The 21,765-nt window shown below is 55.4% G+C and carries 21 protein-coding genes; 10 read left to right on the forward strand and 11 right to left on the reverse strand.

Annotated features, from left to right (window positions below):
• Positions 1-217 precede the first annotated feature (217 nt).
• The 11 genes from cpoB to cydA all read right to left on the reverse strand — a co-directional run bounded on the left by cpoB (position 218) and on the right by cydA (position 9,206).
• Positions 218-1,009 carry a cell division protein CpoB gene (cpoB, locus tag ABLU96_RS10965; RefSeq protein ID WP_064404727.1) on the reverse strand — a complete coding sequence of 264 codons (792 nt, stop codon included), beginning with the start codon at positions 1,007-1,009 and terminating at the stop codon, positions 218-220.
• 9 nt (positions 1,010-1,018) lie between these two features.
• Positions 1,019-1,543 carry a peptidoglycan-associated lipoprotein Pal gene (pal, locus tag ABLU96_RS10970; protein WP_004100337.1) on the reverse strand — a complete coding sequence of 175 codons (525 nt, stop codon included), beginning with the start codon at positions 1,541-1,543 and terminating at the stop codon, positions 1,019-1,021.
• Between the two features lie 34 nt (positions 1,544-1,577).
• A complete protein-coding gene (gene tolB, locus ABLU96_RS10975; protein ID WP_004130584.1) occupies positions 1,578-2,870 on the reverse strand; it encodes a Tol-Pal system beta propeller repeat protein TolB in 1,293 nt (430 codons plus the stop codon).
• 90 nt (positions 2,871-2,960) lie between these two features.
• Positions 2,961-4,283: a cell envelope integrity protein TolA gene (gene tolA, locus ABLU96_RS10980; RefSeq protein WP_064404729.1), complete on the reverse strand. Its 1,323-nt coding sequence runs from the start codon at positions 4,281-4,283 to the stop codon at positions 2,961-2,963.
• A gap of 105 nt (positions 4,284-4,388) precedes the next feature.
• Positions 4,389-4,817: a colicin uptake protein TolR gene (tolR, locus tag ABLU96_RS10985; protein ID WP_004130580.1), complete on the reverse strand. Its 429-nt coding sequence runs from the start codon at positions 4,815-4,817 to the stop codon at positions 4,389-4,391.
• 3 nt (positions 4,818-4,820) lie between these two features.
• On the reverse strand, positions 4,821-5,513 hold the full coding sequence (tolQ, locus tag ABLU96_RS10990; RefSeq protein WP_004848958.1) for a Tol-Pal system protein TolQ: 693 nt from the start codon (positions 5,511-5,513) through the stop codon (positions 4,821-4,823).
• Positions 5,510-5,914 carry a tol-pal system-associated acyl-CoA thioesterase gene (gene ybgC / locus ABLU96_RS10995; protein WP_004100330.1) on the reverse strand — a complete coding sequence of 135 codons (405 nt, stop codon included), beginning with the start codon at positions 5,912-5,914 and terminating at the stop codon, positions 5,510-5,512. Before ybgC ends, tolQ begins: the two co-directional genes overlap by 4 nt.
• A gap of 149 nt (positions 5,915-6,063) precedes the next feature.
• The gene (gene ybgE / locus ABLU96_RS11000; protein WP_004100327.1) at positions 6,064-6,354 is read right to left on the reverse strand and encodes a cyd operon protein YbgE; all 291 of its coding nucleotides are present in this window, start codon (positions 6,352-6,354) and stop codon (positions 6,064-6,066) included.
• Entirely contained in the window at positions 6,354-6,467 is a 114-nt protein-coding gene (gene cydX / locus ABLU96_RS11005) for a cytochrome bd-I oxidase subunit CydX (protein WP_004100325.1), read from the reverse strand. The genes ybgE and cydX overlap by 1 nt, the downstream gene beginning before the upstream one ends.
• A gap of 15 nt (positions 6,468-6,482) precedes the next feature.
• On the reverse strand, positions 6,483-7,622 hold the full coding sequence (gene cydB, locus ABLU96_RS11010; protein WP_004848954.1) for a cytochrome d ubiquinol oxidase subunit II: 1,140 nt from the start codon (positions 7,620-7,622) through the stop codon (positions 6,483-6,485).
• A gap of 15 nt (positions 7,623-7,637) precedes the next feature.
• On the reverse strand, positions 7,638-9,206 hold the full coding sequence (gene cydA, locus ABLU96_RS11015) for a cytochrome ubiquinol oxidase subunit I (RefSeq protein WP_004130574.1): 1,569 nt from the start codon (positions 9,204-9,206) through the stop codon (positions 7,638-7,640).
• 1,227 nt (positions 9,207-10,433) lie between these two features.
• Here cydA and glmS point away from each other — a divergent pair.
• From glmS to cobO, 10 genes are all read left to right on the forward strand, one after another.
• Entirely contained in the window at positions 10,434-10,883 is a 450-nt protein-coding gene (glmS, locus tag ABLU96_RS11020) for a methylaspartate mutase subunit S (RefSeq protein WP_004848951.1), read from the forward strand.
• Positions 10,883-12,271, forward strand: a complete 1,389-nt coding sequence (glmL, locus tag ABLU96_RS11025) for a methylaspartate mutase accessory protein GlmL (RefSeq protein WP_014228454.1) — start codon at positions 10,883-10,885, stop codon at positions 12,269-12,271. The genes glmS and glmL overlap by 1 nt, the downstream gene beginning before the upstream one ends.
• Before the next feature lie 16 nt (positions 12,272-12,287).
• Positions 12,288-13,733 (forward strand): methylaspartate mutase subunit E, encoded by a 1,446-nt coding sequence (locus tag ABLU96_RS11030; RefSeq protein ID WP_047724238.1) that lies wholly within the window; start codon positions 12,288-12,290, stop codon positions 13,731-13,733.
• The gene (locus tag ABLU96_RS11035; protein WP_025108135.1) at positions 13,733-14,974 is read left to right on the forward strand and encodes a methylaspartate ammonia-lyase; all 1,242 of its coding nucleotides are present in this window, start codon (positions 13,733-13,735) and stop codon (positions 14,972-14,974) included. Before ABLU96_RS11030 ends, ABLU96_RS11035 begins: the two co-directional genes overlap by 1 nt.
• 3 nt (positions 14,975-14,977) lie before the next feature.
• Entirely contained in the window at positions 14,978-16,348 is a 1,371-nt protein-coding gene (locus ABLU96_RS11040; protein WP_014228452.1) for an acyclic terpene utilization AtuA family protein, read from the forward strand.
• Positions 16,345-16,662, forward strand: a complete 318-nt coding sequence (locus ABLU96_RS11045; protein WP_025108137.1) for a DUF4387 domain-containing protein — start codon at positions 16,345-16,347, stop codon at positions 16,660-16,662. The genes ABLU96_RS11040 and ABLU96_RS11045 overlap by 4 nt, the downstream gene beginning before the upstream one ends.
• Positions 16,663-16,830: 168 nt before the next feature.
• Complete coding sequence (locus ABLU96_RS11050) at positions 16,831-18,138, forward strand: dicarboxylate/amino acid:cation symporter (protein ID WP_014228451.1); 1,308 nt, start codon at positions 16,831-16,833, stop codon at positions 18,136-18,138.
• A 74-nt stretch (positions 18,139-18,212) separates the two neighbouring features.
• The gene (gene glsA / locus ABLU96_RS11055; protein WP_014228450.1) at positions 18,213-19,214 is read left to right on the forward strand and encodes a glutaminase A; all 1,002 of its coding nucleotides are present in this window, start codon (positions 18,213-18,215) and stop codon (positions 19,212-19,214) included.
• Between the two features lie 11 nt (positions 19,215-19,225).
• Entirely contained in the window at positions 19,226-20,878 is a 1,653-nt protein-coding gene (locus tag ABLU96_RS11060; RefSeq protein ID WP_046878624.1) for a class I fumarate hydratase, read from the forward strand.
• 9 nt (positions 20,879-20,887) lie between these two features.
• Complete coding sequence (cobO, locus tag ABLU96_RS11065) at positions 20,888-21,490, forward strand: cob(I)yrinic acid a,c-diamide adenosyltransferase (protein ID WP_046878623.1); 603 nt, start codon at positions 20,888-20,890, stop codon at positions 21,488-21,490.
• The last annotated feature ends 275 nt before the right edge of the window (positions 21,491-21,765 follow it).

Here is a 21,765-nt window from a genome sequence, read left to right on the forward strand (position 1 = left end):
AACCTGCGACCAATTGATTAAAAGTCAACTGCTCTACCAACTGAGCTAACGACCCACTATTTTCGCCGCTTTGGGCTTGTTCGATATCCCTTGGCAACGGCGGCATATATTACTGATTTCAGAATTCAGCGCAACAACAATTTAGATAAAGATTGCTTAACTGCTTAGGATTCATGCGACAAGACCAGAAATGATGCGATTTCTGGTCATGCCATAATCATCCGAGTGCGTTAAGGCGTTTTTGCGCTTGTTTGGCCCCGTCGGTGCCAGGAAATTTACTGACCACCTGCTGGTAAACCGCCTTCGCTTTTGCGGTATCGCCTTTGTCCTGCATGATCACGCCGACTTTAAACATCGCGTCGGGCGCCTTCGGGGATTTAGGGTAGTTTTTCACCACGGAAGCGAAATAGTACGCCGCATCGTCCTTTTTACCCTTGTTGTAATTCAGCTGACCGAGCCAGTAGTTGGCGTTCGGCTGATACGTTGAATCGGGGTACTTTTTGACGAAGTTCTGGAAAGCCGCCATCGCATCGTCCTGGCGAGAGGGATCCTTCACCAGCGCGATAGCCGCGTTGTAATCGGTATTGGCATCACCGGTCTGCGCCGGGGCGCCTGACGAGGCCGCTGGCGCCGTCCCGCTAGCCGCAGCGCCCTGATCGCCCGCTGACGTCTGGGTTTGTGCTCCCGCTGCGCCGCCACCGCTGCTCAGACCGTCGATCTGCTGCAGGATCTGCTTCTGGCGCTCAACAACCTGATTCAGCTGATACTGACTTTCCTGAATTTGACCGCGCAGGGAATCAATATCGGACTGATTATCGGAGAGTTGTTGCTGGAGTTGGGTTAAAAGCTGGCTGTGCGCATTGGAAATACGCTCGAGTTGAGTGACGCGGTCTTCGACCGAGCCTGAGCCGACACTACTGATTGGCGCCTGAGCAAAAGCGGCCCAGGGGGCCGCTATGCCAACCAGTAACGACAGACTCAATAGATGATGTCTGAAGTTACTGCTCATGCAATTCTCTTAGTAAACCAGTACGGCGCGACGGTTTTTGGCGTAAGCCGCTTCGTCGTGGCCCAGTACTGCAGGTTTTTCTTTACCGTAAGAAACGATGGAGATCTGGTCAGCAGAAACACCTTTGCCCTGCAGATACATCTTAACGGCGTTAGCACGACGCTCACCCAGAGCGATGTTGTATTCCGGCGTACCACGCTCATCCGCATGACCTTCTACGGTCACTTTGTAGGACGGGTTGCTGCGCAGGAAGTTTGCGTGCGCGTCCAGCATTGCAGCGAAGTCAGAACGGATATCGTATTTGTCCAGATCGAAGTAAACGATATTGTTCTGCTGCAGCTGTTGCATCTGCAGACGAGCCTGCTCTTCGGAAGACATGTTGCCGCCGTTAGCGTTACCGTCCATACCAGTGCCGGCACCCAGCATGCCTTCACCGCTCTGGTCGTTGCTGGCGTTCTTGTTAGAAGAACACGCCGCGATTGCCATAACCGGCAGAGCGATCAACAGCCCTTTCAGCACTTTGTTCAGTTGCATTTCTTTGATTCCTTTAATAATCAATTATTTATTATCACAGATACGGCGACCAGGCAGGTGATTTTACCTGTCCATCAGTTGCCGGAAGACGCGCTTTGAAACGCCCATCTGTAGAAACCAGATTCAGCACGGATCCCATCCCCTGAGAAGAGCTGTAGATTACCATAGTGCCGTTAGGTGCCAGACTTGGCGTTTCATCTAAAAACGTTGATGACAGAACCTGCACACCACCCGCTTCCAGATCTTGTTTGGCAATGTGCTGCTGACCACCGGCCGAGCTTACCATTACCATAGTTTTACCATCAGCGCTCACGTCAGCGTCCTGGTTTTGTGAACCTTCCCAGGTAATACGCTGCGGCGTGCCGCCATTAATATTGACTTTATACACCTGCGGACGACCGGCCTGGTCGGAAGTAAAGGCCAGGTTCTGGCTATCCGGGAACCAGCTTGGTTCGGTGTTATTGCTGCGACCGTTGGTCACCTGACGAATCTGGCCAGATCCCAGGTCCATCACGTACAGGTTCAGGCTACCGGTTTTCGACAGAGCGAAAGCCAGTTTACTGCCGTCCGGCGAGAACGCCGGCGCGCCGTTATGCTGCGGGAACGAAGCAATCTGACGAACGGAGCCGTTAGCCAGCGTCTGCACAACCAGCGCAGAGCGTCCGCTTTCAAAGGTCACGTAGGCCAGCTTCGCGCCGTCCGGAGACCATGCCGGAGACATCAGCGGCTGAGTTGAACGGTGAACGAGGAACTGATTGTAGCCATCGTAGTCGGAAACGCGCAGCTCGTACGGGAACTGGCCGCCGTTGGTCTGTACCACGTAGGCGATACGGGTACGGAAGGCGCCCTTAATACCGGTCAGCTTCTCAAATACGGCGTCGCTGGCAGCATGCGCGGCATAGCGCAGATACTGTTTCGTGACTTTAAAGGAGTTCTGCGCAAGCACGGTACCCGGCGCGCCGCCGGTATCAACCAGCTGGTACGCCACGTTGTAGGAACCGTCAGGGTTTTGCGTCACCTGACCAACCACGACGGCGTCAATGCCCAGCGCAGACCATGCCGCCGGCTGCACTTCCTGAGCGCTACCTGGCTGCTGAGGCAGGCGAGAGCGATCGAGCGGGTTAAACTTGCCGCTGTTGCGCAGGTCAGCCGCCACGATACCGCCCACATCTTCCGGCGCAGCACCCTGCCCCGCCCACTGGAACGGCACAACGCCGATTGGGCGTGCCGAGTCAACCCCTTGGGTAATCTCGATGCGTACTTCTGCGTGCAGCACTGCCGCCCACAGCATTAAAAAACCAAATGCTACTCGTAATGCCTGCTTCATCATATCTCCCTTATCCAGGCGAAAAGCCCACGATAATTTAGCAGAATGTTAACAAACTCAAATACACAAAACTACTTGTTAAACCATGCTCTATTGCGGAATAAATTTCACAACAAGCTGATTATTTTTTACTGCATTATAGACCGCATCATTTGGGGGCTTAGGTAAATTAGCTAATCTTGCCGCAGTTTTAGCTGCTGTACATAGAGCCTCATCCCCACCTTCGGATGTGATACCAATCAGCGATCCATCGGGATTTAGATTCAATCTAAGAACACACTGCTTTCCGATATATGACTTATAGTCATGGAAATTCCTGGATATCGCTCCCGTAATTTGGCTTGCATACCCACTAAGTTCTGCACCAGTTGCCGCCCCAGCCGAAGAGGATTTGCCTGAATTAGCACCACTCCCTTTTGATGGGTTTCCGGTTTTCGGAGCATTCTTACCGGAGCTCAGGTCGCCGAGCAGATCGTCAACGCCGTTGGCCTCTTTGGCCGCAGCGGCTTTCTTCGCGGCTGCTGCCTTAGCGGCGGCGGCTTTCGCCGCTTTGTCTGCGGCGGCCTTCTCTGCTGCTGCAGCTTTGGCTGCCGCGGCTTTCTCGGCGGCGGCTTTTTCCGCTGCGGCGGCTTTCTCGGCTGCCGCTTTCTCAGCAGCAGCTTTCTGCGCGGCGGCTTTTTCTGCCGCTTTTTCGGCGGCAGCTTTTTCAGCAGCGGCCTGTTTCGCCGCTTCCTGCTGCGCTTTCTTCTCTGCCTGCTGCTGCGCTTTCTTCTCAGCGTCCTGCTGAGCTTTCTTCGCCGCATCGGCTTCGGCTTTTTTCTGCGCGTCCGCGGCCGCTTTCGCGGCTTCCGCTTCTGCCTGTTTCTTCGCATCCGCCGCCGCTTTCGCCGCGGCAGCTTCGGAAGCTTTCGCCTGCGCATCGGCCTTCGCTTTTGCATCAGCGGCGGCTTTGGCGGCAGCTTCCTGCGCCTCTTTCGCCTGTGCGTCCGCTTTGGCTTTAGCCGCTGCGGCGGCTTTCGCCGCGGCTTCTTCCGCCTGTTTCTGCTGTTCTTTCGCCTCTTTAGCCGCTTCCTGCGCCTGCAGACGATCCTGTTCCAGCTGTTTCAGCCGTTCCTGCTCGGCGGCCTGTTTTTCACGTAGCTCTTCCGCCTGCTGCTGAGCCTGCTTTTCACGCTGCTCGGCGGCGCGACGGGCGCTGGCCTGCTGCTGCTGTTGACGGTCATAATTCTTCACAACCGCCCCCGGATCGACCATTACCGCATCGATAGAGGAACCTCCGCCACCCCCGGCAGAAGCATCCAGATGCTCGTCAAACGAACTCCAGATCAGCAGCGCTATCAATACGATGTGCAGCGCGACTGATACTATGATCGCTCGTTTAAGCTTGTCGTTTTGTTCGGTTGCCTTTGACACTATCGGTTCCCAAAAACTGTTCGCCTGTTCCCGTTATATGACGTCGGCCACGAGACGCTGTTGTCCCAAAGCCGACGTGCTGGCGGGCGTGCATATTGCGAGCGATTAGATCGGCTTGGTCATCAAGCCAACCGATTTAACCCCTGCGCTGTGCAACAGGTTAAGCGCTTTAATAATCTCATCGTATGGCACCTCTTTAGCACCGCCGATCAGGAACACCGTTTTCTCATTCGCCTCAAGTCGACGCCTGGCTTCCGCAATAACCTGTTCCGGCGGCAGCTGCGATAACGTTTCCGGGCCAACTTTCACGCTGTACTGCCCGACGCCGGAGACTTCAACGATCACCGGCGGCTCATCGTTGCTTTTCACCGCCTGCGACTCCGTTGCGTCCGGTAGGTCGACCTCTACGCTCTGCGTAATGATCGGCGCTGTCGCCATAAAGATCAGCAACAGCACCAACAGGACATCCAGCAGCGGAACGATGTTGATCTCGGACTTCAGTTCGCGACGTCCGCGTCCACGTGCTCTGGCCATGGCTTACCCCTTATTGCTTTCGCTGCTGGTAAACGCCTGACGGTGCAGAATGGCGGTGAACTCTTCCATAAAGTTGTCGTAGTTCAGCTCAAGTTTGTTCACGCGCTGGTTCAGACGGTTATAGGCCATAACCGCCGGGATAGCGGCAAAAAGACCAATTGCCGTCGCGATGAGCGCTTCTGCGATACCCGGCGCGACCATTTGCAGCGTCGCCTGTTTTACCGCGCCCAGCGCGATAAAGGCATGCATGATCCCCCATACGGTACCAAACAGACCGATATATGGGCTGATAGAACCCACCGTACCGAGGAACGGGATGTGGGTTTCCAGGGTTTCCAGCTCGCGGTTCATCGAAATACGCATGGCGCGCGACGCTCCTTCGACAATCGCTTCCGGCGCATGGCTGTTCGCACGATGCAGACGCGCAAACTCTTTGAAGCCGCTGTAGAAGATTTGTTCCGAACCGGTCAGATTATCGCGACGACCCTGGCTTTCCTGGTACAAACGAGAAAGCTCGATACCGGACCAGAACTTATCTTCAAACGCTTCGGCCTCACGTGACGCCGCATTGAGGATACGCGTTCTCTGAATAATGATGGCCCAGGAGGCGATGGAAAAACAAACTAAAATCAACATGATAAGTTTAACCAGAAGGCTCGCCTTCAGGAACAAATCAAGGATATTCATCTCAGTCACTGCTTAAACTCCGCGACAATAGACTTGGGAAGCGCACGAGGCTTCATTAAGAGTGGATCAACGCACACGATAAGAACCTCAGCTTCATTCAAAACGACGTTCTCGGCGTTGACGATTCGCTGCGTGAAAACCAGGGTAGCTCCTCGCATTGAGGTTATCTCCGTCTGGATTTCGAGCATGTCGTCGAGTCTGGCGGGCGCAAAATACTCCAGCGTCATTTTGCGAACCACAAAGGCAACTCGTTCAGCCAGCAAAACCTGTTGGCTGAAGTGATGATGGCGCAGCATCTCTGTGCGTGCTCTTTCATAGAAAGCGACGTAGCTGGCGTGGTAAACCACACCACCGGCGTCGGTGTCTTCGTAATAGACCCGAACCGGCCATCGAAACAGCGTTGTATTCACTTTACATCCCGGTAATGCAACAAAAGGTTAGTGCTTTCAAACTTCGCTACTATACGCGCGGGAATCGTGGTTTGGAATGGGGGAAAGTAAACGAGGAGTAAATTTTTATGGGCTTATGCAAGCCCATATGGTTAACAGAGATTTCTTATTCAAAAGAAGAAAAAGAACAGGCCCAAAACGAGCACAATATCAGCGATAAGCGGACAAAAAATTCCCTGCCAGTGAATGGCGCGCGGGCGGAAGCCCACGCCGTGGATAACGCCGGTACAAACCGCCCACATCAGCAGGAAGCCGTGCCAGATTTCCAGCTCGCTGGTTTTGGCCGCAAAGCGCGACGGATCCCAGAAGATGCAGCCCGCTAGCGCCAGCGCCATCAATAAGGAAAGCGCCCTTAACGGGCGCTTGTCCATTATCGCGTAAAGAGTCGCGATAATACTCATCAGTGTTCTTCTTTACCTGCTTTGGTGGCTTCCACGTGCTCAAGCGCCAGCGCGGTAATCACCCCAAAAGCACAGGCAAGAAGCGTTCCCAAAATCCATGCGAAATACCACATATATAGCTCCTTACCTTAGTACAGCGAGTGGGTGTTCTTTTCGATGTCTTCGCGAGTGATGCGACCGAACATTTTCCAGTAACACCAGGCGGTGTAGGCCAGAATAATCGGTACGAAGACAATCGCCACGTAAGTCATCAGGTTCAGCGTCAGCTGGCTGGAGGTCGCATCCCACATGGTCAGGCTCGCGTTCATCGCCGTGCTTGATGGCATAATGAACGGGAACATGGCGATACCGGCAGTCAGAATGATGCACGCCAGCGTCAGCGAGGAGAACAGAAACGCCCATGCGCCTTTATCCGCTTTTGTCGAGATGACGGTCAGCAGCGGCAGCGCCACGCCCAGAGCAGGAATCGCCCACAGCGCCGGCATGTTATTAAAGTTCACCATCCACGCGCCGGCTTCACGCGCGACTTCTTTGGTCAGCGGGTTAGACGGGCCGGTATGATCCATCACCGATTTCACCACATAACCGTCGATACCGTAGTAGACCCAAACGCCCGCCAGCGCGAAGCAGACCAGCGTCACCAGCGCCGCCACCGTAGACACGGAGCGGGTGCGCAGGTGCAGTTCACCCACGGTACGCATCTGCAGATAGGTCGCGCCCTGCGTCAGGATCATCGCCACGCTAACAATACCGGCCAGCAGGCCAAACGGATTCAGCAGCTGGAAGAAGTTACCGGTGTAGTACAGGCGCAGATATTCATCAACGTGGAACGGAACGCCCTGCAGCAGGTTGCCGAACGCCACGCCAATCACCAGCGGCGGCACGAAGCTGCCGACGAAGATGCCCCAGTCCCACATGTTACGCCAGCGGTTATCCTCAATCTTCGAGCGGTAGTCGAAACCCACCGGACGGAAGAATAAAGAGGCCAGCACCAGGATCATGGCCACATAGAAGCCGGAAAACGCGGCGGCGTAGACCATCGGCCAGGCGGCAAACAGCGCGCCGCCGGCGGTGATCAGCCACACCTGGTTTCCGTCCCAGTGCGGGGCAATGGCGTTAATCATAATTCGACGCTCGGTGTCGTTACGACCGAGGAAACGGGTGAGCATCCCCACCCCCATGTCGAAGCCATCGGCGACGGCAAAACCAATAAGCAAAATGCCAATCAGCAGCCACCAGATAAAACGCAATACTTCATAATCGATCATTTGACGACTCCTGTCTTAGCGTGCCGACTGAATAGCCGCAGAGGACTGTTCAAAGTGATAGCGACCGGTTTTCAGGCTGCTTGGTCCTTTACGGGCAAACTTGAACATGAGGAACAGTTCAGCCACCAGGAACAGCGTGTACAGGCCACAAATCAGCACCATAGAGAAGATCAGGTCGCCCGCGGTCAGCGACGAGTTCGCGACGGCCGTCGGCAGCACCTCACCAATAGCCCACGGCTGACGGCCATATTCGGCGACAAACCAGCCCGATTCAACGGCAATCCACGGCAGCGGCAGGCCATAGAACGCGGCGCGCAGCAGCCATTTTTTCTCACCGATGCGGTTGCGAATCACGCTCCAGAAGGAGGCGCCGATAATCAACAGCATCAGCACGCCGCACGCTACCATAATACGGAAGGCGAAGTAGAGCGGCGCCACGGCAGGAATAGAGTCCTTGGTCGCCAGAGCAATCTGCTCTTCCGTCGCGTCAGAGACGTTGTCGGTATAGCGTTTCAGCAGCAGACCGTAGCCCAGATCTTTCTTCACGTCGTTAAAGCGATCGCGCACGGCCTGGTCGGTTGAACCGGCACGCAGCTGTTCCAGCAGCGCGTAAGCTTTCATCCCGTTACGGATACGCTCTTCGTGCTGAACCATGAGGTCTTTCAGGCCGGTAACCTGTTTATCCACGGAGCGAGTCGCAATGATGCCCAGCGCGTAAGGAATTTGAATCGCGAAGCGGTTCTCCTGCGCCTTCTGATCGGGAATACCAAACAGGGTAAAGGCCGCCGGAGCAGGCTGAGTTTCCCATTCAGCTTCGATAGCCGCCAGTTTGGTTTTCTGCACGTCGCCCATTTCGTAGCCGGATTCATCACCGAGAACGATAACGGAGAGAATCGCCGCCATACCGAAGCTGGCTGCGATAGCGAAGGAGCGCTTGGCAAAAGCGAAGTCGCGGCCTTTGAGCATATACCAGGAGCTGATGGCAAGAATGAACATCGCGCCGGTCACGTAGCCTGACGCCACGGTATGAACGAACTTAACCTGAGCAACCGGGTTCAGGACCAGCTCAGAGAAGCTGACCATCTCCATACGCATGGTTTCAAAGTTGAAGTCCGACGCAATCGGGTTCTGCATCCAGCCGTTAGCGACGAGGATCCACAGCGCCGACAGGTTGGAGCCCAGCGCCACCAGCCAGGTCACGGCCATGTGCTGAACTTTGCCCAGACGATCCCAACCGAAGAAGAACAGACCGACAAAGGTAGATTCGAGGAAGAAGGCCATCAAACCTTCAATGGCCAGCGGCGCACCGAAGATATCGCCCACATAGTGAGAGTAGTAAGACCAGTTAGTCCCGAACTGGAACTCCATGGTCAGACCGGTTGCCACACCCAGCGCGAAGTTGATACCAAACAACTTGCCCCAGAACTTGGTCATATCTTTATAAATCTGTTTGCCGGAAAGGACGTAGACCGTTTCCATGATGGCCAGCAGGAACGCCATACCTAGCGTCAGCGGCACAAACAGGAAGTGGTACATCGCGGTCAAGGCAAACTGTAAGCGCGACAGTTCGACTATATCTAACATCATGACTCCTTGCTCATCGCATGAAGACTCCGAGAGTGAACCCCGTTAGAAAGGGTCACACGCATGCCCCAATACAAATTTATTTGCTTCTTCTCGTCACGCCCGTTTTCTCATGCAAGAAAACGATAGTAATGAGAAGTTACAAACATGTTAACAAAACACCCAAATTGATCCCGTGATTATATTACGCTGCAAAACCCTTACAATAAATAGGTTTTTATTGTGATAAATTTGCAGTTTTCGACAGCGATCAATTTATAGCGAAAATACCTGATTTCGGTCAATTTGATCCGCGACAATTTAACTCCATTTCGCGACCTTTTCCAAGTTTTAAACATTGATTTAAATCAATTTTCATTTTAAATGTTAATTATGTATACCGTGTACCGTACAGGTAAACACTAGGTTAACAATATGTTTTTCAAGAGTATCAACGGTTACTGAAAATGATAGTCCATTTATTTCGCCGCGGAGGGGAATTTAACGGGATGAGCGCTGGTCGCATTAATCCGGGCATCAGCTGACAATGTCGTGTAGCTCACGGATTTTTTTTATCAAGTTAATGCCCTAAATTTTTTTGCTTATTACATTTATCATTGCGTTTACTTTCAATTAACACAGATGCGTAACTATCTCATTATCAAGTAAATGCGGCGTACATTCTCTTTCTCGTCGTTTTGTGACGCAACGCACCCTGCTCTTTATGCAGCAGACTTTCCCCCTGCGCTTTTATCCCCCCCGGACAGCAGCTCTCCTGCCCCACTCCGCCATTCAACAAAAATGAAATATTAAATAAACAAATCACCATTTTATATCTTTAATCTAACAAATTCGCCGTGACGCATATAAAAAACAGCACATAAATTCCGTTACTATGCTCACAGAAAAATTTAAAGAATTGTATTTACCGCTTATTATCAAGGCAAAATAAACGCAAAATATAAAATAAGACCTTGCTCACAAACATCGCAATCTATTTATTAAAAAGATCTGAACAGAAATAACCCCAGACAATAAAAAAAACTAACAACATCATGATACAAAAGGATTTTTTAAAGAAAAATCAAAAACAAGACTTTTTTGAAAGATATTCTGAAAATAGATCAATTGCTTCCCCCCTTCGAACCACAGACACTCCAGCCCTATTAACAGGCGGCCATCATCAACGCTGCAAATATTAGAAAGTCGTTTTTATTTTTATACCATCAGCCTTACAGAGGATTACCCATGAAGAAATCAACACTTGTTATTGGCGTCATTGGTGCTGACTGCCATGCAGTAGGCAACAAAGTCCTGGACCGCGTTTTTACTGCCCATGATTTTCGCGTAATCAATCTGGGGGTGATGGTCAGTCAGGATGAATATATCGATGCCGCTATCGAAACCGGCGCGGACGCCATCGTTGTGTCGTCTATTTACGGCCACGGCGATATCGACTGCCTGGGACTGCGCGAACGCTGCATCGAACGGGGTATCGGCGATATTCTTCTTTACGTTGGCGGCAACCTGGTGGTCGGTAAGCATGATTTTGCCGACGTCGAGGCCAAATTCAAAGAGATGGGCTTCAATCGCGTCTTTGCCCCAAGCCACGATCTGGAAGACGTCTGCAGGCTGATGGCGAACGATATCAACCAGCGCCACGGCGTTGAACAGCAGTGTCTGGAAGAGGCTATCTGATGCAAACCGTCTCTGTCGATATCGGCTCGACGTGGACCAAAGCGGCCCTCTTCGCACAGGAGGGGGATGAGCTGACGCTGGTAAACCACGTTCTGACCCCGACCACTACCCATCACCTGGCGGAAGGCTTTTTTGCCAGCCTGAACCGGGTGCTTAACGTTGCCGATGCGCGCCCGTTGCTGCACCGCGGTGACGTCACGCTGAAATACTCTTCATCGGCAAAAGGCGGTCTTGCCGTTGCCGCGATGGGTCTGGTGCCGTCCATCACCCTGGAATCAGCAAAAGTCACCGCCCACTCGGCGGGGGCCAAAATCGCCCAATACTACGCCTACAAACTCAACCGCCACGATATCCAGGCGCTGGAAGCCACGCCGCCGGATATCCTGCTGTTTACCGGCGGAACCGACGGCGGCGAGGAGAGCTACGGCCTGGCCAACGCCCATGCGCTGGCGGAGTCAACGCTCGACTGCGCCATTATCTATGCCGGAAACCGGGATATTCAGGACGAGGTTCAGGCCATCCTTGGCCACAAAGATTTGACCACGGTAGACAACATTCTGCCCGATCTCGATCACCCTAATCCCTACGCTGCCCGCAAGGCGATTTGCGATGTCTTCTTATCCCGAATCGTCAAAGGTAAAGGGCTGGACGTGATTGTCGCGGAAACCGGCGAAGAGCCGATGCCAACGCCGTGGACCGTCTACGAGCTGGTAAAAACCATCAGCCATTACGACAGCGCGTGGAAAGAGTTCATGCTGATCGATATGGGCGGCGCCACCACCGACGTCTACTCCGCCAGCGCCAACACGCTCTCTCCGGATACCGTTCTGCACGGGGTTCCGGAACCGTTTGTTAAACGTACGGTAGAAGGAGATCTCGGCATGCGCGTTTCAGCTGTCGTGGTCGGTGAAAGTACTCAGGAGCTGGTGAACGTGGTGTTTGCCCATCAGCCGCAGCGTCAGGAGGCCTTTTACCGCTACCTGCGCCATCTGGTCGCTCAGCCGGATTATCTGCCGCTCAACGAGGAAGAAAAATATTTCGACACCGTGCTGGCCGGGCTGTGCGTCGGCTACGCCAGCGAACGCCACGCGGGCACCAAAAAGCAGGTCTGCACCTGCGTGGGCAACGTCGATTTACAGATGGGCCGCGATCTGACCCCCGTGCGTAAAGTCGTCGGTTCCGGTGGATGGCTCTCCCGCGCCAGCGGCTTCGACATCCACCGCTGGCTGAAATACCGCGAACTGGATGACGACGGCAGACGCATTCTTCTGCCAACCCGGTTTGATTATTACCGCGATGCAAAAGGCCTGCTTCCGCTGCTGGCAAACGTTGCCAGGCTCTACCCCGAGCTCGCCGCTCGCACCAGCATTCACTGTTTAACCCTATAAATGAAGGCAGCTACGAATGGAACTTCGAAATAAAAAATTAACCCACGACGAATTCATGACCGAGCGGCATCAGGTATTGCAGACCTGGCATACCGGCAAGGACGTTGAGCACTTCGAAGATGGCGTGAAGTACCAGCAAACCATTCCTGAGAAAAAACGCTTTTCTCACGCTCTGCTTAAGGCCGACCAGGAGGGTAAAACCCTGAGCCAGCCGCGCGCGGGCGTGGCGCTGATGGATGAACATATTGCGCTGCTCAAAACCCTGCAGGAAGAGTGCGATCTGCTGCCCAGCACCATCGATGCCTATACCCGCCTCAACCGTTACGAAGAAGCGGCGGTCGGCATACAGAAATCCATCGAGGCGGGAACCTCCAAACTGAATGGTTTGCCGGTGGTTAACCACGGCGTCGCCGCCTGCCGCCGGATGACCGAAGCGCTGGAAAAACCGGTCCAGGTACGTCACGGTACGCCAGACGCGCGCCTGCTGGCGGAAATCTCCATGGCCAGCGGCTTTACCAGCTACGAAGGCGGCGGTATCTCCTACAACATTCCCTACGCCAAGCGCGTCACCCTGGAGAAGTCGATTCGCGACTGGCAGTACTGCGACCGCCTGATGGGCCTGTATGAAGAACACGGCATTCGTATTAACCGCGAACCGTTCGGCCCGCTGACCGGCACCCTGATCCCACCGTTTATGTCCCACGCGGTGGCCATTATCGAAGGTCTGCTGGCGCTGGAACAGGGCGTCAAGTCAATCACCGTCGGCTACGGCCAGGTCGGCAGCCTCACCCAGGACATCGCGGCGATTAAATCTCTTCGCGAACTCTCCCACGAATACTTTGGCAATTACGGATTCGACGATTATGAGCTGAGTACCGTCTTCCACCAGTGGATGGGCGGCTTTCCGGAAGATGAATCAAAAGCCTTTGCCATTATCTCCTGGGGCGCGGCGGTAGCCGGGATGTCCGGCGCCACCAAAGTGATCACCAAGAGCCCGCATGAAGCGTTCGGTATTCCCACTGCGGCGGCCAACGCGCAGGGGCTGAGGGCATCCCGCCAGATGCTCAATATGGTCAGCGATCAGAAGTTCCCGCCCTGCGCCGCGGTTGAGCAGGAAGTGGAGCTGATAAAAAGCGAGGTTCGCGCGGTGCTGAAGAAAGTATTCGAGCTGGGCAACGGCGACATCGCCCGCGGTACGGTGCTGGCCTTTGAAGCGGGCGTCCTGGACGTGCCTTTTGCCCCCGCATCCTGCAACGCGGGCAAAATTTTGCCGGTTCGCGACAATGCCGGCGCCATTCGCGTGCTTGAAGCCGGCGCGGTTCCGCTGCCGAAGGACATCCTCGCCCTGCACCACGATTACGTCGCTGAACGTGCGCAATTTGAAGGACGCAAACCCTCATTCCAGATGGTTGTTGATGACATCAACGCGGTATCCCACAGTAAATTAATAGGAAGACCATAATGAAAATTAAACAGGCCCTTTTCACCGCTGGCTACTCTTCATTCTATTTTGACGATCAGCAGGCGATCAAAAACGGCGCGGGTCATGATGGGTTCATTTATACCGGTGCTCCGGTAACGCCAGGCTTCACCTCGGTACGCCAGGCGGGTGAATGCGTATCCGTCCAGCTGATTCTGGAAAACGGCGCGGTGGCGGTCGGTGACTGTGCCGCCGTACAGTACTCCGGCGCGGGCGGCCGCGACCCGCTGTTCCTGGCGGAGAACTTTATCCCGTTCCTCAACGATCATATCAAACCGCTGCTGGAGGGCCGCGATGTCGATACCTTCCTGCCGAACGCCCGTTTCTTCGACAAGCTGCGCATCGACGGTCATCTGCTGCATACCGCCGTCCGCTACGGTCTTTCCCAGGCGCTGCTCGACGCCACCGCGCTGGCCAGCGGCCGCCTGAAGGCGGAGGTGGTTTGCGACGAATGGCAGCTGCCCTGCATACCGGAAGCGATTCCGTTATTTGGTCAGAGCGGCGACGACCGCTACATCGCCGTGGACAAAATGATCCTCAAAGGCGTTGACGTCCTGCCGCATGCGCTCATTAACAACGTCGAAGAGAAGCTGGGTCTGAAAGGGGAAAAACTGCGTGAGTATGTCCGCTGGCTGTCCGACCGCATCTTAAGCCTGCGCACCAGCCCCCGCTATCGCCCCACGCTGCATATCGACGTGTACGGCACCATCGGCCTGATTTTCGATATGGATCCGGTTCGCTGCGCCGACTATATCGCCAGCCTGGAGCAAGAGGCGCAGGGCCTGCCGCTCTACATAGAAGGCCCGGTGGATGCGGGTAATAAACCGGACCAGATCCGTATGCTCACGGCCATTACCAAAGAGCTGACCCGCCTCGGTTCCGGCGTAAAAATTGTCGCCGACGAGTGGTGTAACACCTACCAGGATATCGTTGACTTTACTGATGCCGGCAGCTGCCACATGGTGCAGATTAAAACCCCGGATCTCGGCGGCATTCATAACATCGTGGACGCGGTGCTGTACTGCAACAAACACGCGATGGAAGCCTATCAGGGCGGTACCTGTAACGAAACCGAAATCAGCGCCCGCACCTGCGTTCACGTCGCGCTGGCCGCGCGTCCGATGCGCATGCTGATCAAGCCGGGCATGGGCTTCGACGAAGGTCTTAACATCGTGTTTAACGAAATGAACCGCACCATCGCGCTGTTGCAGACTAAGGATTAAGAGATGGCTCGTACCTTTAAGATCTTATCGCCGACGGCAATCCTCGGCTATGGCTTCCCGGAAGAGAGCTTTCGTAAAGCTATGGAGGCATCGCCGGATCTGATTGCCGTTGACGCCGGTTCATCCGATCCCGGCCCCCACTATCTGGGGGCAGGCAAACCTTTTACCGACCGGGCCGGGGTGAAACGCGATCTGCGCTATATGATCGTCGCCGGCGTGAAGAACAACATTCCGGTGGTGATCGGCACCGCTGGAGGATCCGGCGCCGCGCCGCATCTGGAGTGGTGTCGGCAGATTATCCATGAGATTGCGCAGGAAGAAAAACTGTCGTTCTCCATGGCACTGATCCCGTCTGATGTCGATAAAGCCATCGTTCATCAGGCGCTGGATAACGGCAAAATCACCGCCCTGGACTTTGTGCCTGAACTGACCCACGAGGCCATTGAAGAGAGCACCTATATCGTCGCCCAGATGGGGATCGAACCCTTTCAGCGGGCGCTGGCAGCCGGTGCCCAGGTGGTGCTTGGCGGCCGGGCGTACGATCCGGCCTGCTTCGCGGCGCTGCCGATTATGCAGGGCTTTGATGAGGGGCTCGCCCTGCACTGCGGCAAGATCCTCGAATGCGCGGCCATTGCCGCCACGCCGGGCTCCGGTTCCGACTGCGCCATGGGGATTATCGACGACAGCGGCTTTACGCTGAAAGCGTTTAATCCAAAGCGTAAGTTTACCGAAACCTCTGCGGCGGCACATACGCTGTACGAGAAGTCCGATCCGTATTTCCTGCCCGGTCCGGGCGGCGTGCTTAACCTGAAAGGATGCACCTTCAAAGCCGTCAACGAAGGCGAGGTTTACGTCAGCGGTTCTCGTCATGAAGCGACGCCGTACGCGCTGAAGCTGGAAGGCGCGCGGCGGGTCGGCTTCCGCTGCCTGACCATTGCCGGAACGCGCGATCCGATCATGATTGCCGGAATCGATAATATTCTTGAAGAGGTACAGACCAGCGTCGCACGCAACCTCTCCCTGAACGATGACAGCATCCGCATGACCTTCCATCTGTATGGAAAGAACGGCGTGATGGGCAATCACGAACCGATGAAAACCGCCGGGCACGAACTGGGCATCCTGCTTGATGTCGTTGCGCCAACCCAGGATATCGCCAACAGCGTCTGTTCGCTGGTGCGCTCTACCCTGCTGCACTACGGCTATGAAAACCGCATTGCCACCGCGGGCAACCTCGCCTTCCCGTTCTCACCTTCCGATATTCAGAGCGGCCCGGTGTATGAGTTCTCAATCTATCACCTGATCGAAGCCAGCGACGCGCTGCGCTTTGACTTCCATATCGAACAGGTGACGCCAGAAGGAGTTCAGGCATGAAACAATCCCTATGCTCACTGGCGCAGGTGATCCGCTCCAAAAACGCCGGACCGTATGAACTGGTTTTAGATATTTTATTTAAAACCCGGGAAGATTATCAGCGGGTCAAACGTTCTGAGCAATTAACCCCGCAGCTTATTGCCGGCTTATATAACGTAAAGCCTGATTTTATTCATCGCATTATCTGGTTCGATCCGGCCAACGCGGTAAAAATCGTCATGCCGCGGGATATTATTTCCGGCAACGTCGGAGACAATGATGTTTATGGTGCTCAGCAGCATGCGCCGTTATTAAGTATTGAGTTCGACCTGTAATTTCTAAAATACAACAACATCCATTGGGGTACAAGATTTCGCTGTATCACTGTATTCCAGACAATTTATGCGGTTGGTCACCACAGGGGTACGTCTGCGCTGCTGCCTGGCGCAGGCGTACGCCGCCCTACACCACTTCACGACTAACCCTGTTCCGATGGAGTAAATATGAAAAAAATAAGTTTAACCAAAATGATCATATTAGGCCTGATACTCGGCATGATTGCCGGGGTGATCATTAATAATATGGCATCAGCAGATACAGCAAAATCCTATGCGCAGGATATTTCCATTTTTACCACTATATTTTTACGCCTGGTAAAAATGATTATCGCCCCGCTGGTAATATCAACGCTGGTGGTCGGCATCGCCAAAATGGGCGATGCGAAAACGCTCGGGCGTATATTCTCTAAAACCTTTTTCCTGTTTATTTGCGCCTCGCTGCTGTCGATTGCGCTGGGTCTGGTGATCGTCAATCTGTTCCAGCCAGGCGCGGGCATCAACTTTGTCCCCCACGATGCCGGAGCCGTGGCCGCCGTTCAGTCCGAGCCCTTCACCCTGAAAGTGTTTATCTCGCACGCGGTACCCACCAGCATCGTTGATGCGATGGCGCGCAACGAAATTCTGCAAATCGTGGTGTTCTCTATTTTCCTCGGCTGCAGCCTGGCGGCGATCGGCGAAAAAGCCGAGCCCATTGTGAAGGTACTCGATTCGCTGGTCCACGTGATGCTGAAGCTCACAGGGTACGTCATGCTGTTCGCGCCGCTGACCGTTTTCGCCGCCATCTCCGGGCTGATTGCCGAGCGCGGTCTGGGCGTGATGGTAAGCGCCGGGATCTTTATGGGTGAATTCTATCTGACGCTGGGCATGCTGTGGGCAATCCTCATTGGCCTGTCGACGGTGATTGTCGGCCCATGTATCAGCCGTCTGACCAAAGCGATCTTCGAGCCCGCGCTGCTGGCCTTCACCACATCCAGCTCAGAAGCCGCCTTCCCAGGAACCCTCGATAAGCTGGAAAAATTCGGCGTCTCTTCCAAAATCGCCAGCTTCGTCCTGCCCATCGGTTACTCCTTTAACCTGGTCGGCTCCATGGCCTACTGCTCGTTCGCCACGGTGTTTATCGCCCAGGCCTGTAACGTCCACCTCAGCATGGGCGAGCAGATCACCATGCTGCTGATCCTGATGCTGACCTCCAAAGGGATGGCGGGCGTGCCGCGCGCCTCAATGGTGGTTATCGCCGCGACGCTGAACCAGTTCAACATTCCGGAAGCGGGCCTGATCCTGCTGATGGGCGTCGACCCGTTCCTCGATATGGGTCGCTCCGCCACCAACGTGATGAGTAACGCCATGGGCGCCGCCATCGTTGGCCGTTGGGAAGGCGAGCATTACGGAGAAGGCTGCCGCGGCACCGCCCCGGTCAAAAAACCGGAGCAGGAGCGCCCTGCCAGCGAAACGTCCGAAGTGGCGATGTCCTGACAGCAAAATGGCTATGAGCCCCAGGCCGGATACGTCCGGCCCGGTTCCCTCCAATCATCCCAACAGGACACACCATGAACGTGAAATTTCTTGGCACCTGCATCTTAACCGCCAGCTTACTGTTTAGCGCCGCCGCGCAGGCGCAAAGCGCGCCGGACTACGCCAGCATCATCGAGCAGGCACATCAGAAATATAAGAGTAATCACGACGGTAAAGTCGCCGACTATATCCCTGCCCTGGCGAGCTATAGCCCGAATAATTTCGCCATTACGCTCGCGACGGTCGAAGGCAAAATTTACCAGACCGGTGACGTGACAAAAGCCTTTCCGATGGAATCATTAAGTAAAGTTTTCACCCTGGCGCTGGCGATGGAGCAGCGCGGGCCGCAGGAGGTGCTGGATAAACTCGGCGCGAACGCGACCGGCCTGCCCTTCAATTCCGGCTTAGCCGTGGAGCTCACGCAAGGTGCGCCGGAGAACCCGTTAGTCAACGCCGGCGCCATGAGCACCGTGAGCCTGATTGCGGCGAAAGACAAAACCGACCGCTGGAACAACATTCTCAACAACCTCAACGCCTGGGCCGACAGCTCCCTGAGCGTTAACGAGCCGGTATTTCAATCCGAAATGGAGACCAATCAGCATAACCAGGCGCTGGCGATGCTGATGAATTCATACCGCAGCTTCTATGGCGACCCTCAGGAAGCCGTCGAAATCTACACCCGTCAGTGTTCGGTGGATATCACCGTTGAGCAGCTCGCCAAAATGGGGGCCGTACTCGCCAACAATGGCAAATCACCGTTCAACGGCAAGCAGCTGCTCACCGCCAGCTACGTCCCGCAGGTGCTGGCGGAAATGGCGATCGCCGGGCTGTACGACGGCAGCGGCAAATGGCTGTACACCGTCGGTATCCCGGCAAAATCCGGCGTTGGCGGCGGGATGGTCGCCGTCGTTCCCGGGCAATACGCTATCGCCGTCTACTCCCCTCCGCTGGATGCAGCCGGCAACAGCGTCCGCGCCCAGCAGACCATCGAGTACGTCGCGAATGCGACGCGGGCCAATCTCTTTTTAGCGAAATAGTGAGAAGTAAAATGTCGAAACCCTTTGTCTGGCAGGAACTTTTTGTTCAGAGCAACGATAATACCGAATATGAACTGCTAACGAATCAACATGTTAAGGTGACAGAGTTAGATGGAGAAGAGGTCATCAAGGTTGCGCCGGAAGCGTTAACATTGCTGGCTCAGCAGGCATTTTATGAGGCGTCGTTTTTCCTGCGCGCCGGGCACTTAAAGCAGATCGCCGGCATCCTGCACGACCCGCAGGCCAGCAGCAACGATAAATACGTGGCGCTACAGCTGCTGCGCAACGCCGAAGTCTCGGCAAAAGGCGTGCTGCCAAACTGCCAGGATACCGGGACCGCCACCATCGTCGCGAGCAAAGGCCAGAACGTCTGGACCGGCGGCAACGACGCGGAAGCTCTGAGTCAGGGCATCTACACCACCTTTCAGGAAAACAATTTACGCTATTCGCAAAATGCCCCCCTTGATATGTATACCGAGGTCAACACTGAGACCAACCTGCCCGCGCAGATTGATATCAGCGCGGTGCCGGGCAGCGAGTACCGCTTCCTTTTCGTCAATAAAGGCGGCGGCTCGGCGAACAAAGCCGCGCTATTTCAGGAAACAAAATCTATTCTGCAGCCGGAAAAACTCACCGCCTTCCTGATTGAAAAAATGAAGGCGCTGGGCACCGCCGCCTGCCCGCCGTACCACATCGCCTTTGTCGTGGGGGGCCTGTCGGCGGACCAGGCGTTGAAGGTGGCGAAGCTGGCTTCGACAAAATATTACGACAATCTGCCCACCAGCGGAAACGAACTGGGCCAGGCGTTTCGCGATACGTCGCTGGAAGCGGCGCTGCTCAAAGCCAGCCGCGAGTTCGGCATCGGCGCACAGTTTGGCGGCAAATACTTCGCCCACGACATTCGCGTGATTCGCCTGCCGCGGCACGGCGGCTCCTGCCCTATCGCAATGGCGCTTTCCTGCTCCGCCGACCGAAACATCAAAGCCAAAATCAACAAACACGGCATCTGGCTGGAGAAGCTGGAACATAACCCGGGCAAGTTTATCCCTGATTCTCAGCGCATAGAAAACGGGGCGCAGACCGTCCAGCTCGATCTGAACCGGCCGCTGCGCGACATCCTCCACGACCTGTCAGCCCTGCCCGTGGGCACCCGGCTATCGCTGAGCGGTCCGATTGTCGTCGCCCGCGACATCGCCCATGCCCAAATCAAAGCGCGTCTGGATAACGGCGAACCGATGCCGGAGTATATGCGCAAGCATATTGTCTACTACGCCGGCCCGGCGAAAACGCCGAATAATCTGGCCTGCGGCTCGCTGGGCCCCACCACCGGCGGACGCATGGATGGGTATGTTGACGCTTTCCAGGCGGCGGGCGGCAGTCTGATCATGCTTTCCAAAGGCAACCGCAGCCAGCAGGTGACCGAGGCCTGCCATAAACACGGCGGCTTTAATCTCGGCAGCATCGGCGGCGCGGCGGCCCTGCTGGCGCAGCAGTATGTGAAAAGTTTGCGCTGCCTGGAGTATCCGGAGCTGGGCATGGAAGCGGTATGGATGATGGAAGTCGAAAATCTGCCCGCGTTTGTGCTGGTTGACGACAAAGGCAACAACTTCTTTAGCCAGTTCGAGCAGCAGCACCGCTGCGCCACCTGTCCGGCAGGACACTAAGGAGCATTTATGCACGCGCGAGGCAATCCCGACCGCCATCGTCAGCGCCAGCAGAAGCTGAAAACGCAGGTGGCTACCCGCGTGGCGGCGGCAACGGAGCAAAAAGGCATTCTGATCGTCTTCACCGGCAACGGCAAAGGTAAATCCACCGCCGCCTTCGGCACGGCAACGCGCGCCGTCGGCCACGGTAAGCGCGTCGGTGCTGCCCAGTTCATTAAAGGTCAGTGGGATAATGGAGAGTACAACACGCTGCATCCGCTCGGCGTTGAGTTTCACATTATGGGCACCGGCTTTACCTGGGAAACGCAAAACCGGGAGGCAGATATCGAGGCGGCGTCGGCCGTATGGCAGGAGAGCAAGCGCATGCTGGCCGACCCGAGCTACGATCTGGTGGTGCTGGATGAACTTACCTATATGCTGGCGTATCACTATCTGGATACTCAGGAAGTGATCGCGGCGATAGAGAATCGTCCGCCGCGGCAGAACGTGATTGTCACCGGCCGCGGCTGCCACGCCCGGCTGCTGGAGCTTGCCGATACGGTTAGTGAGCTGCGTCCGGTGAAGCACGCCTTTGACAGCGGTATTCAGGCGCAGGTGGGAATCGACTGGTAGTTTTACCCGGCTCGCGCTGCGCTTAGCCGGGCTACGGGTTCACATTCGTCTGCGGGCCGGTAGTCCGGACAGATGCGCAGCATCGCCTCCGGGAAACTCAGCCGCTCTGCGCTATGCTCCCGGGGGCGGCGCTCGACGCGCCTTGCCCGGGCTACAGGTTCACTGCCGTCTGCGGGCCGGTAGCCCGGACAGATGCGCAGCATCGCCTCCGGGAAACTCAGCCGCTCTGCGCTATGCTCCCGGGGGCGGCGCTCGACGCGCCTTGCCCGGGCTAC

The organism is Klebsiella sp. CN_Kp106, assembly GCF_040064575.1.
Taxonomy (GTDB): domain Bacteria; phylum Pseudomonadota; class Gammaproteobacteria; order Enterobacterales; family Enterobacteriaceae; genus Klebsiella; species Klebsiella michiganensis.